Origin of the sequence: Alistipes sp. (genome assembly GCF_048465635.1) — a bacterium.
Classification (GTDB): domain Bacteria; phylum Bacteroidota; class Bacteroidia; order Bacteroidales; family Rikenellaceae; genus Alistipes.
Genome location: NZ_DBFWLF010000005.1, coordinates 24916 through 37569 on the forward strand (window position 1 = coordinate 24916; position 12654 = coordinate 37569).

Below are 12654 nucleotides of genomic sequence, written 5' to 3' on the forward strand. Positions count from 1 at the left end.
CGGAGGCCCGCTTTCGCGTGCCCCGCAGGCTGCGTCCCGCAACAGGCGACCTGAAACGGACTGAACATTGCCCTACCGACCGGACGCCGGAGGCTGCGACCTGCACGGTTCAAGAACCGCCTATAAAGAATGTTTAATTTTATGCTTGGTTGACCGACCTTTTCCATACTCATACCGCGCTGACCCTGCGGCGCATCGCCCTGATTTATCTGGTGCTGATGCTCTGCCGCGTGGTTTTTTACGTCTATAACGCCGGGACGCTCGGTCCGCTTACGGGCGGGGAGTTGTGGCAGCTGCTGGCCGGCGCGCTGAAGTTCGACACGGCCTCGGTCGTCTACGCCGACGGGGTGTTCATCCTGCTGTCGCTCCTGCCGCTGCACGTGCGTGATAAACGCTGGTATCAGGGCGTGCTTTACGGCTATTATGTGGTGGTCAACACGCTGTTGATCGTATGCGTCAACCTGGCCGACGCGGTCTACTTCCGCTACACGCAGAAGCGCTTCACCGCCGACGAATTTTTCTTCGCCGACAACGCCAACTCCTTGCAGCTGGTCGGGAAGTTCCTGGCCGAAAACTGGCAGCTGGTCCTCGTCGCGGCGCTGCTCGTCGCGCTGCTGGCCAAAGGCTACGGCCGCCGCATCCGGCCCCGCAGCCTCTTCAGCGGATGGGCTTACTATCTTGCCTCCACCGCGGTCTTCGTCGTGGCCGCCGGGTTGTGCATCGCGGGCATGCGCGGCGGCTTCACGCGCATGACGCGCCCGATCACCCTCTCCAACGCCACGCTCTACACCCCCGACAGCGGCAGGGCGAACCTGATTCTGAGCAACCCGTTCTGCATCCTGCGGACCGTCGGCAGCGCCGGCAGCGTCCGCTACGTGAAGTACTTCACCCCGGAGGAGCTGCCCGAATATTTCACCCCCGTACACACTCCCCCCGACAGCGCGGCAATCGACCTTTCGGGCCGCAACGTGGTGATCTTCATCCTGGAGAGCATGTCCGCCGAGCACTCGGCCCACCTGCGGCCGGACCTCTACGCCGACCGCGAGACCAAGGGGTTCACCCCGTTTCTCGACTCGCTCATGCGCGAGGGGCTGACTTTCCGGCAGATGTACGCCAACGGCACGCGCTCGATTCAGGCCATGCCCTCGGTACTGGGCAGCATTCCCTCGTTCAAAACCCCCTTCGTGCTGATGCCGCAGTCGCTCGGCGAGAGCCGCCAGCTGCCCGCCATCCTCGCTGACAGGGGCTATGCCACGGCGTTCTACTGCGGTTCGGAACGCGGCTCGATGGGCTTCGGAGCCTATGCCCGTTCGGCGGGCGTCGACCGTCTGGTCAGCCGCGAAGAGTACGAGGCGCGCCACGGCACGAACGATTTCGACGGTTACTGGGGCATCTGGGACGACAAGTTCCTGCAATTCGCCGGCGAGGAGTTCGCCGCCACGCCCGAGCCTTTCTTCGCCGCGCTCTTCACCCTCTCGTCGCACCATCCGTTCGTCGTGCCGGCCGAGTTCGCCGATTCACTGCCCAAGGGGTACACGCGCATCCACCGGGGCGTCGCCTACGACGATCTGGCCTTCCGCCGCTTCTTCGACCGCTTCGGGGACGAGGAGTGGTTCCGCCGCACCGTCTTCGTCTTCGTCGCCGACCACGTGTCGTCGGAGAAGTTCGCCCCCGAGACGTCGGTCTATCCCGGCAACATGCACATCCTCGGCTTCATCTACACCCCCGACGGCGCGCTGCGGGGCGAGATCGGCTCGGTGACGCAGCAGCTGGACATCATGCCCACTCTGCTGGGACTTTTGGGCAACGACCGCCCCTACTTCGCCTTCGGACGCGACGTGCTGAACGAACAGGAGCGTCCAGGCTGGTCGGTCGGCTACGACGGGCAGTACCGGGCCGTCACGGACGACGCTCTCCTGAGCTTCGACGACGCGGCTTCCGCCGTAACCCCGCGTCCCGGACACGTGTCCGACGCCGCGGCCGCAGACAGCCTGCTCGATCGGTTCCGGGCGCTGGTCCAGCAATACTATTCCCACGTTGAACGCAAGCGATACACCCCCGAATGATCCAATTCAAACCCGTGCGTCTCGAAGACCGGTCGGTCATCGAACGCTATACGATGCCGTCGGGCATCACCAACTGCGACCTGGCCTTCGCCAACATGTACTGCTGGCAGGAGGTGTTCCGCAGCGCCTGGGCCGAGGTCGGCGGCTTTCTGGTGATCCGCTTCCAGATCGGAGGCGGCAAAAAGATCGGCTACATGCAGCCCGTCGGGCCGGGCGACTTCGCCCCGATCATCCCACTGCTGCGCGAGGACGCACACGCGCACGGCCAGCGGCTGCGCATCATCGGACTGACCGACCAGGGGCGCGATATGATCCGCCGCATGCACGTGGGGGAGTTCGCGTTCGAATCTGACCGCGCGCTGGAGGATTACATCTATGCGGCGGACGACCTGCGGAACCTCCCAGGCCGCCGTTACCAGCCCAAGCGCAACCACATGAACCGTTTTACGGCCGAGTACCCCGATTACCGCTACGAGCAGCTGCAACCCCGGCACTTCGACGAGTGCATGCGGCTCGAACGCGAGTGGCGGCGCGCCCACGAAGGGCACACGTCGGAGTTGTGCGCCGAGCAGCGGGCCATGCAGCGGGCGTTCGAGAACTTCGACGCGCTGGGCATGCTGGGCGGCGCGCTCTTCGTCGGCGACCGCCTCGCGGCCTTCACCTACGGCTCGGCGGTCAACGACCACACCTTCGACACGCACGTCGAAAAGGCCGACATCGAGTTCGACGGCGCTTTCACGGCCATCAACAAGCTCTTCGCCGAGCACCTGCCCGCGCGTTTCACGCTCATCAACCGCGAGGAGGACCTGGGGCTCGACGGACTGCGGCGCGCCAAGCTCTCCTACCACCCCGTCGCCATCGCGCACAAGTTCACGGCCATCCGCCTCCACCCCGACGAGATCGCCTGCAAGGAGCTTTGGCAGGAGGCGTTCGGCGACGACGACGCTTTCACCGACGCCTTCCTGATTCGCTATTACAGCCGGCGGCGGATGCTTGGCATCGAGCGGGACGGACATACGGTCGCCATGCTCCACCTGCTGCCGTTCCGCAGCGCACTCGGCCGTACGACCTACATCTACGGCGTGGCGACCGCTGCGGCCTGCCGCGGGCAGGGGCTGGCGACGAAGCTGATGCACGAAGCGATGGAGCGGATCGCAGCGCAGGGCGACGATGCGGCGGTGCTGATCCCCACTCCCGGCCAGCAGTGGCTGCGCGCGTTCTACGAACGGTTCGGATTCGCGGGCGATCTTCCCGCCTGTTTCCGCTCGGAAGACGGATTCGACTTCGGCACGGGCGACCCGGCCACGGACCGGGCGATGGTCTGGCGGAGGGATGCGTCAGCCCCGCTGCCCGAGCAGCTGGAGCTGACCTGCGCAATACCGAACTGATAAGCGGCGGACCCGGAAAGGTCCGCCGCTTCATTCGAAGGTTCATCGAATCTATATTTCGGCCTTGCAGACCATGTGCCGCCACAGGAGCGGGAAACGGCCTACCCCCTTGAACTGCACGTTGCGGAAGCCGGCTTCCTCGAAGAGCTTGCGGATCGTGTGCTCCGACCAGAACTTGATGTGACCGCCCTCCCAGAGCGGACCCCAGTGGTAGTCCCACTTGCCGACGATCGAGATGAAGAAATTCTTGATATAGCCGTGGTAAGGGGTGGTGACGATGATCTGTCCGCCTCCGTTGGCGCGCAGCACCTGCGCCATGAAGCCCATGAAACCGCGCGGGCTGTAGAGGTGTTCGATCACCTCCATCGAGACGATCGTGCGGATGGGCACGTTGAGCAGAATCTCCGGCAGCCGCGCATCGTCTACGTCGTTGACGAAGAAGCGGCCCGGATTCTTCTTGTTGGCCAGCCGGATGCCGTCGATCGCGGCGTCGATGCCGTAGACATCGTACCCCTTTTTAATCAGGTAATTGGCAAAGAAACCATTGCCGCAGCCCACGTCGAGCAGCGAACCCTGGTCGGCGGGAGGCAGGAACGCCTCGATGGCCGGGAGGAGGTATTTGTGATAAAACGGGGCCGTTTCATCGCTCCAGCCGAAATTCTTTTTGGGGGTGGTCTTAATCATTTTTCCGCGCGCTTAACGTATCACCCGTTTTCGGGAGCAAATCGTCTGTTCTGCCGGCATGCCGCCGTACAAACCGGGCCTGACCGCTCCTTTAGGAAACAAATATAGGAATAATTTTCGGCAAATCAACTTTTTTCGCCGAATCTGCATACATTTCCGCCCGAACGAGGCGGTCAAAGCGGCTCGAACGCGGCCACCGCTCCCGACCTTTCGGCGCATCATCGCGCCTCAATGCGCCATCCTGCGCAGGAAGCACTCGATCGTATTCTCCATCAGGCAGCAGATGGTCATCGGTCCCACCCCGCCCGGGACGGGGGTAATGACCGAGGCTCTCTCCGAGACGCCCGCGAAGTCGACGTCGCCGCACAACCGGCCCGTATCGGGGTCGCGGTTCACGCCCACGTCGATCACCACAGCGCCCTCGCGGACCATATCGGCCGTAACGAACTTCGGGCGGCCGATCGCCACCACGAGAATGTCTGCGCCGCGGGTCACCGCCCCCAGATCGCGCGTGCGGCTGTGGGTTATGGTCACGGTAGCATTGGCGTCGAGCAGCAGTTTCGAGACGGGCAGCCCCACGATGTTGCTGCGTCCGACAACCACCGCATTCCGCCCCTCGATCTCCACGCCGGCTGCCCTCAACAGCTTGATGATGCCTTTGGGCGTGCAAGGCAGCGTACACGGCTGCTTCTGCCACAGGGCGGCGACGTTCTGCGGGTGGAAGCCGTCCACGTCCTTCGCGCGGTCGATGGCCGCAATCACCCGGTCCTCGTCGATATGCTTCGGGAGCGGCAGCTGCACCAGAATGCCGTCCACCTCGTCGTCGGCGTTCAGCTCCGCAATAATCCCCAACAGCTCCTCCTCGGTGATTTCCGCCGGCTTTCGGATCGTCGTGTTCCGAATGCCGACCTCAGCCGAAGCCTTCGCCTTGCCGGTCACATAGCTCACGCTGCCGGGGTCTTCACCCACCAGAATAACTGCCAGATGGGGTACGCGCCCGTATTTTGCGGGGAAGGCCGCCACCTCCGCCGCCATGTCGGCCTTCAGTTTGGCCGAAAGTTCTTTTCCGCTGATAATCATAGTTCGTTCGGTTTTTCAAATGCACAATGTCCAATGTCCGTGCGGTGAAATAGATTGTCGCAGGCGATGCGCCCGACGTCGCGCAGGGCGGCGGCACGGGCCTCCCGAAGGTCGCGGCCCCGGCCGACGACGAGCAGCACGCGGCCTCCGGCCGTGAGTATCCGGTCCCCCTCGGCACGGGTTCCCATGTGGTAGACGGTTCCCTCCACGCGGTCCAGCCCCTCGATCGGAAAGCCCTTTTGGTAACTGCCCGGATAACCTTTCGACGCGAGCACCACGCCCAGCGTCGCAAAGTCGTGCCACTCCGGCCGGGCATCGCCGCCGTCGGCCACGGCGCAGAAGATCTCCGCAATATCGCTCTTGAGCCGCGGCAGCACCACCTCGGTCTCGGGATCGCCGAAGCGGGCGTTGAACTCGATGACCCGGATGCCGTCGACCGTCTTGATCAGTCCCCCGTACAGTACCCCCTCGAAGGGACACCCCTCGGCGACCATCGCCTCGGCCACCGGCCGCATGATCCGCTCCAACGCGAAGCGTTCATCCTCGGCCGTGATGAACGGCAGGGGCGAATAGGCTCCCATGCCGCCCGTATTGGGTCCCCGGTCGCCGTCGTAGGCCCGCTTGTGGTCCTGCGCCAGCGCCATCGGCCACACCTTCGTGCCCGAGACGAAGCACATGAACGAGAATTCGGGCCCCTCGAGGAAATCCTCGACGACCACCTTGCCCCGCCCGAAACTCCCGTCTAGCAGCATGTCTTTCAACGCGGCCTCCGCCTCGGAAAGTGTCCGGGCGATTACCACGCCCTTTCCGGCGGCCAGACCGTCGTATTTCAGCACGGCGGGCAGCGGACGCGCGGCCACGTAGGCCCACGCCTCGGCATAATCGGTGAACGAACGGTAGGCGGCCGTCGGAATGCCGTGACGGGCCATCAGGTCCTTGGCGAACTCCTTCGACGACTCGATGCGCGCAGCGGCCTTGGTCGGACCGAAAATGCGCAGCCCGGCGGCTCGGAACGCATCCACCACACCCGCGGCCAGCGCGGCCTCGGGTCCTACGACCGTCAGGTCGATCTCTTGCGCCGCAGCGAAGTCGCGCAGCCGCTCCACCTCCGTATCGCCGATCGAAACGCACTCGGCCTGCCGGGCGATGCCCGCATTGCCCGGTGCGCAGTAGATTTTCTCCACCCGCGGCGAACGCGCCAGCGCATCCACGATGGCGTGCTCACGACCGCCCGAGCCGATAACCAAAACTTTCATAAAACTGACCTTTAATATTTTCACCGCAACACTACTCCGACCATAGTTCCTCGCGGCCCGTAGCCACGTTAGAAATCTTCCCCTAAAACCCCTCCTCGGAGGGGACTTCATGCCGCAACACGACAAATCAGCGCAATCGTCGGATAATCCTATTTATTATCACGGAGCCGGGTACTTTGCCCACGCAATTCCGACCGTCACCCTGCCTTAAGTCCCCCTTCTCAAAGGGGGATTTAGAGGGATTGTCTGTATAGTTTCTCCGCATGGTCAAACATTAAACCTCGGCCGATTTTTGATTATCACGGAGCAGATTTCGCCCACGCAATTACGACCGTCACCCTGCATTAAGTCCCCCTTCTCAAAGGGGGATTTAGAGGGATTGTCTGTATAGTTTGGCCGCATGGTCAAACATTAAGCCCCAGGGGCTTAATGTTTGAAATGTCGCTCCCCCGTAAATACCATCGCAATCCCTTTCTCGTCGGCCTTGCGGATCGAATCTTCGTCGCGCACGGAGCCGCCCGGCTGCACGATGGCCGTCACCCCGTACTCGGCGGCCAGCGTCACGCAGTCGTCGAACGGGAAAAATCCGTCCGAAGCAAGGACGATCCCCTCCGTCACTCCGGCCGCCCGGGCCTGCTTCAGGGCGATCTCGGCCGAACCGATGCGGTTCATCTGCCCCGCGCCGACCCCCAGCGTCCGGCCGTCCCTGACCGCGACGATGGCATTGGACTTCACGTGCTTGACGATCCGCCAACCGAAGTTGAGATCCGCCAGCTGCGCGTCGTCGGGCTTGCGCTGCGTGACGCACATGGCGGCTTCGACGCTGCGCGTGGTGGTGTCGAGGTCCTGTACGAGCAAGCCCCCGTTAACACTCACGTACTGCCTGGCCGCGGCGGCGTTCGGCTCCATATCGACCTCCAGCAGGCGCAGGTTCTTCTTCGTGCGCAGCACTTCGAGCGCCCCCTCGTCGAACTTGGGAGCCATGATGATCTCCAGAAAGATCGGCTTCATCAGCTCGGCCGCCTCGCGCGTCACGGGACGGTTCGTCGCCACGATGCCGCCGAAGATCGACACCTTGTCGGCCTCGTACGCCTTGGTCCACGCCTCGACCACGTCGCGCCCCTCGGCGGCGCCGCACGGGTTCATATGTTTAAGCCCCACGCAGAACGGACGGTCGAACTCGCGGACGATGCACAGGGCGGCATTCGCGTCCTGGATATTGTTGTAGGAGAGTTCCTTGCCGTTGAGCTGCCGGGCAAAGGCCAGCGAGTAGGGAACTTTCCGCCCCTCACGGTAGAAGTCGGCCGACTGGTGGGGATTCTCGCCGTAGCGCAGCGTCTGCACCCGGTCGAATTCCAGGAACAGCTTCTCCTCGAGACCCGCCTGCGCCCGCATCCAGGCGGCGATCACGGCGTCGTACTGCGCGGTATGCGTGTAGGCCTTGGCCGACAGACCGAGGCGCGTCGACGGCTCGGTATTGCCCCGGGCGGCGATCTCTTCGAGCACCCGCCCGTAATCCGCCGGGTCGCAGACGACCGTGACGTCCTTCCAGTTCTTGGCCGCGGAACGGAGCATCGACGGGCCGCCGATGTCGATATTTTCGATGGCATCCTCCATCTTCACATCCGGCTTGGAGATCGTCTCGCGGAACGGATAGAGGTTCACACACACCAGGTCGATAAATTCGATTCCGTTCGCGCGCAGCGCCTCCACGTGCGACGGATCGTCACGGCGGGCCAGCAGACCGCCGTGCACCTTGGGGTGCAGGGTTTTGACCCGTCCGTCGCAAATCTCGGGAAACCCCGTCACATCGCTGATATTCAACACCTCCACGCCGCTTTCGCGCAGCAGTTTCATCGTTCCGCCCGTGGCGATCACCTCCCAGCCCAGTTTCCGAAGGCCCCGGGCGAAATCGACCACGCCGGTCTTGTCGCTCACACTGATTAAAGCTCGCATACTCGTATGTATTTATTTCTGTCCAATTTATTTACCGCTGCATGGTCGGGAAGCCCTTCCGCAGTTCCCGCCGATGCGAGCATGCATTCCGACATTCCCTCCTAAATCCTCCCTTTGACAAAGGGAGGACTTTGTTCCTTTCGGCTTTTCAAACTGCGCAGACCGCAACCTTGGTCTATCTTCGGCTGTCGAGCCGCGCGGGCCGCAGCCTCCGGGTGCGGAGGCCCGCATTCGCAGACCTCCGCAGGCTGCGTCCGCCCTGAATCGCTCCGAAAACCCATCGCGTCCCAACCTCCAAAGATTCGCTTTCGCGCTCCCTCGCAGGCTGCGTCCGCAATCACTCGCTACAACGTTCCACCCCGCGTTCCGGCACGCCGAACCTGCCGTGGTACGCGTCGAGGCATCACCGCTCCTCCAGCAGTTTCCGGATCGTCTCGACATAGAGCGGATATTCCACCGCATGGATCCGCGCCTCCAGCTCCGCCACGTCATCGCCGTCATACTCGAACGCCCGCTGGGCGATGATGCGGCCCCCGTCGAGCGTGGCATCGACGTAATGGATCGTCACGCCGAAGACCTTCACCCCGTATTCGAACGCCTGTTCGATGGCGTGCGCTCCGCGGAACGCCGGCAGCAGCGAGGGGTGTATGTTGATGATCCGCCCCTCGTAAGCCCCTAACAGCACCTCGCCCACGATGCGCATGTAACCCGCCAGGCAGACCAGCTCCACGCCCGCGGCGTCGAGCCGCCGAACGATCTCCCGCTCGTAATCGGCTTTCGACACATACTCCTTCGCCGAAAAGACGAAAGCCTCGACCCCGTGCTCCGCGGCCCGCTCGACGACCCGCGCACCGGGTTTGTCGCAGACCATCAGCACCACGCGGGCGTCGATCTCTCCCCGTTCGCAGGCCGCAGCGATCGCCTCGAAATTGGTCCCGCTGCCGCTGGCAAAGACCGCCAGCCGTCGCCGGCCGCTCATCGGATCACGACTCCTTCCCGGTCGGTGACCCGGCCGATGACCGACGCGCGTTCGCCCTGCGCCGTGAGTATCTCGATGGCCTTGTCCGCCTGCGAGGCGTCGAGCGCGAGGACCATGCCGATGCCCATGTTGAAGATGTTGAACATCTCGCGGTGCGGAATATGGCCGTACTTCTCCAGGAAGCGGAACACGGGCAGGATCTCCCACGTCCCCTCCTCGATCTCGATCCCCTGCCCCGGGCGGAGGATGCGCGGAATGTTCTCGTCGAAGCCGCCGCCCGTGATGTGGCTGATACCGTGCACGTCGCACGTACGGATCACCTCCAGCACCTGTTTCACGTAGATCCTCGTCGGCGTGAGCAGCACCTCGCCCAGCAGTTTGTGCGACAGTTCGGGATAGGCGCGGTGCAGGTCGAAACCGTTGTCGGCGACCACCTTACGCACCAGGCTGAAACCGTTGGAGTGGACACCGCTCGAGGCGATACCCACCAGCAGGTCCCCCGCGGCGACCTTCGTTCCGTCGATGAGTTTCTTTTTCTCGACCACGCCCACCGTGAAGCCGGCGATGTCGTATTCGCCCGCGGCGTACATGCCCGGCATCTCGGCCGTCTCGCCGCCTACAAGTGCGCAGCCCGCCTGGCGGCAACCCTCGGCCACACCCGCCACGATCGCCTCGATCTGCTGGGGGTTGTTACGGCCCACGGCCACGTAGTCGAGGAACTCGAGCGGTTCGGCCCCCTGCGCCAGCACGTCGTTGACGCACATGGCCACGGCGTCGATGCCGATCGTGTCGTGTTTGTCCATCTCGAAAGCCAGCTTGAGCTTCGTACCCACGCCGTCGGTTCCGCTGACCAACACCGGCTCCCGGATTCCGAGCGCCGCCAGGTTGAACATCCCGCCGAAAGCGCCGATGTTGCCCATCACGCCCGGACGGGCCGTCGAGGCGACGTGTTTTTTGATGCGCCGCACCACTTCGTATCCGGCTTCGAGGTTCACGCCGGCCTTTTCATAAGACTGAGCCATATTGCTTGTTTTACTCGTTGATTTTCTTGTTCGCCTGCTCGACCGCCTGATACAACGTCGTGGGATAGCGGCCCGTGAAGCAGGCCATGCAAAGCTCCGAACGGTTTCCGGCCTGCAGCAGCGCCTCCGACGAGAGGAACGCGAGCGTGTCGGCCCCGATCTCGCGGCACACCTCCGCGGGGTTCTTGTGGGCGGAGATCAGCTCGTCGTAGGTCGAAGTATCCACTCCGTAGAAACAGGGGTTGGTCATCGGCGGCGAAGCGATGCGCACATGCACTTCGGTGGCCCCGGCTTCGCGCAGCATCATCACGATCCGGCGCGAGGTCGTGCCGCGCACGATCGAATCGTCGACCAGCACCACGCGTTTACCGCGCACGATGGTCCTGACGGCCGAGAGCTTCATCCTGACGCCCTTTTCGCGCATCGCCTGCGAGGGCTGGATGAACGTGCGGCCGATGTATTTGTTCTTGATCAGCCCCATCTCGTACGGAAGTCCGCTCGCCTCGGCGTACCCCATCGCGGCGCTCAGGCTCGAATCGGGCACGCCGACGACGATGTCCGCCTCGACGGGCGCTTCGCGCCACAGCAGTTTGCCCGACTCCTTGCGGTAGGCGTGGACGTTGCACCCCTCGATGTCGCTGTCGGGCCGCGCGAAGTAGATGTACTCCATCGAGCACATTTCGCGGCGCTTGTACATCGAATAGTCGCAGCTGCGCAGGCCGTGGTCGTCGATAGTGACGATCTCGCCCGGCTCGACGTCGCGCACGAACTGAGCGCCCAGCACGTCGAAGGCGCACGTCTCGCTCGAGACGACATACCCGTCGCCCAGCCGCCCGATCGAGAGCGGGCGCAGACCGTATTTGTCGCGGCAGGCGTAGATGCGGTTGGCCGTCATGATCAGAAAGGCGAAAGCCCCCTCGAGCATGTTCAGCGCATCGACGATGGCGTAGATGCGGGGACGGTCGTGGTACTTGGTCTCCTTCTTGATCAGGTGGGCCAGAATCTCGCTGTCGGAGGTCGACTGGAAGAGGCTGCCCTTGTTTTCGAGGTAGCGGCGCAGCTGGGCGGAATTCACCAGATTGCCGTTGTGCGCCAGCGCGAAGTCGCCCGTATTGTGCCGGAAGAGGAACGGCTGGATATTCTCGCTGCCGCCTCCGCCCGCCGTCGAGTAGCGCACGTGACCGATGGCCGTCTGCCCGCGAAGCGCCGAGAGCCGGTCTTCGTTGAAGACCTCCGTAACCAGCCCCGGTCCTTTTTCGCGTCGGAACACTCCGTCGCGGTCGACGCTCACGATGCCACACCCCTCCTGTCCGCGGTGTTGCAGCGCGTGCAGGCCGTAGTAGGCCAGCGACGCTGCGTCGGCGACGCCGAAGACGCCGAACACCCCGCACTCCTCGTGCAGCTCCCGGTCGGTGATCTGCCGCATCATCCTATGCCGTGATTTTGCGAAGCCGGGCCAGAATCTCCTCGTACGCCTCGCGCACCTTGCCCAGATCGCGGCGGAAGCGGTCCTTGTCCAACTTCTCGTTGGTGGAGCGGTCCCACAGGCGGCACGTGTCGGGCGACACCTCGTCCGCCAGGACGATCTCCCCGTCGGAGGTCTTGCCGAACTCGATCTTGAAGTCGACCAGGTTGATATTCATCCGCGCGAAAAGGTCCATCAGCACCTCGTTGATCTTGGCCGTCATCGCGTAGATCTCGGCCAGCTCTTCGTAGGTCGCCGCGCCCAGCGCCACGGCGTGGTGGTCGTTAATGAGCGGGTCGCTCAGCTCGTCCTTCTTGTAGCAGATGTCGTAGATCACGTTGGCGGGTTTGGTTCCCTCCTCGATGCCCAGCCGCTGCGCCATCGAGCCGGCGATCGTGTTGCGCACGATCACCTCCAGCGGGATGATCGACACGCGGCGGCAGAGCTGGTCGCGCTCGTTGAGCGTCTCGATGTAATGGGTCTTCACGCCCGCTTTCTGCAGCTCCTTGAAGATAATCGTCGAAATGGCGTTGTTCAGCACGCCCTTGCCCTCGATGGTGGCCTTCTTGATGTTGTTGAATGCGGTGGCCGCATCCTTGTAGTGGATGATGATCCTGTCGGGATCGTCCGTGCGGAAAACCTGTTTTGCCTTGCCCTCGTAGAGCATTTCGAGCTGTTTCATGGTGTGGAAAGATTTTAAGTTTGCTATTTGTTATATCCTTTTCTCATTATTGAACGCTTGTCTGCGTTCGGCATCC

Annotated in this window: 10 protein-coding genes; 2 read left to right on the forward strand and 8 right to left on the reverse strand. The window is 63.3% G+C overall.

The features are described from left to right. Positions 1-149: 149 nt before the first annotated feature. Entirely contained in the window at positions 150-2066 is a 1917-nt protein-coding gene (locus tag ACMO9O_RS01060; RefSeq protein ID WP_418981773.1) for an LTA synthase family protein, read from the forward strand. After that, the gene (locus ACMO9O_RS01065; protein WP_418981774.1) at positions 2063-3454 is read left to right on the forward strand and encodes a GNAT family N-acetyltransferase; all 1392 of its coding nucleotides are present in this window, start codon (positions 2063-2065) and stop codon (positions 3452-3454) included. Before ACMO9O_RS01060 ends, ACMO9O_RS01065 begins: the two co-directional genes overlap by 4 nt. Positions 3455-3505: 51 nt before the next feature. Here ACMO9O_RS01065 and ACMO9O_RS01070 read toward each other — a convergent pair whose 3' ends face one another. The 8 genes from ACMO9O_RS01070 to purC all read right to left on the reverse strand — a co-directional run bounded on the left by ACMO9O_RS01070 (position 3506) and on the right by purC (position 12578). Beyond that, positions 3506-4138 (reverse strand): class I SAM-dependent methyltransferase, encoded by a 633-nt coding sequence (locus tag ACMO9O_RS01070; protein ID WP_418981775.1) that lies wholly within the window; start codon positions 4136-4138, stop codon positions 3506-3508. Positions 4139-4366: 228 nt separating this feature from the next. Beyond that, positions 4367-5218: a bifunctional methylenetetrahydrofolate dehydrogenase/methenyltetrahydrofolate cyclohydrolase FolD gene (gene folD / locus ACMO9O_RS01075; RefSeq protein ID WP_418981776.1), complete on the reverse strand. Its 852-nt coding sequence runs from the start codon at positions 5216-5218 to the stop codon at positions 4367-4369. Continuing rightward, positions 5215-6474 (reverse strand): phosphoribosylamine--glycine ligase, encoded by a 1260-nt coding sequence (gene purD / locus ACMO9O_RS01080; protein ID WP_418981777.1) that lies wholly within the window; start codon positions 6472-6474, stop codon positions 5215-5217. The genes folD and purD overlap by 4 nt, the downstream gene beginning before the upstream one ends. A gap of 426 nt (positions 6475-6900) precedes the next feature. Next, a complete protein-coding gene (purH, locus tag ACMO9O_RS01085; RefSeq protein ID WP_418981778.1) occupies positions 6901-8430 on the reverse strand; it encodes a bifunctional phosphoribosylaminoimidazolecarboxamide formyltransferase/IMP cyclohydrolase in 1530 nt (509 codons plus the stop codon). 403 nt (positions 8431-8833) lie between these two features. Continuing rightward, positions 8834-9409, reverse strand: a complete 576-nt coding sequence (gene purN, locus ACMO9O_RS01090; RefSeq protein WP_418981779.1) for a phosphoribosylglycinamide formyltransferase — start codon at positions 9407-9409, stop codon at positions 8834-8836. Continuing rightward, entirely contained in the window at positions 9406-10431 is a 1026-nt protein-coding gene (gene purM / locus ACMO9O_RS01095; RefSeq protein WP_418981780.1) for a phosphoribosylformylglycinamidine cyclo-ligase, read from the reverse strand. The genes purN and purM overlap by 4 nt, the downstream gene beginning before the upstream one ends. Positions 10432-10441: 10 nt before the next feature. Continuing rightward, a complete protein-coding gene (gene purF / locus ACMO9O_RS01100; RefSeq protein WP_418981781.1) occupies positions 10442-11860 on the reverse strand; it encodes an amidophosphoribosyltransferase in 1419 nt (472 codons plus the stop codon). Between the two features lies 1 nt (position 11861). After that, complete coding sequence (gene purC / locus ACMO9O_RS01105) at positions 11862-12578, reverse strand: phosphoribosylaminoimidazolesuccinocarboxamide synthase (protein ID WP_418981782.1); 717 nt, start codon at positions 12576-12578, stop codon at positions 11862-11864. Between the last annotated feature and the right edge of the window lie 76 nt (positions 12579-12654).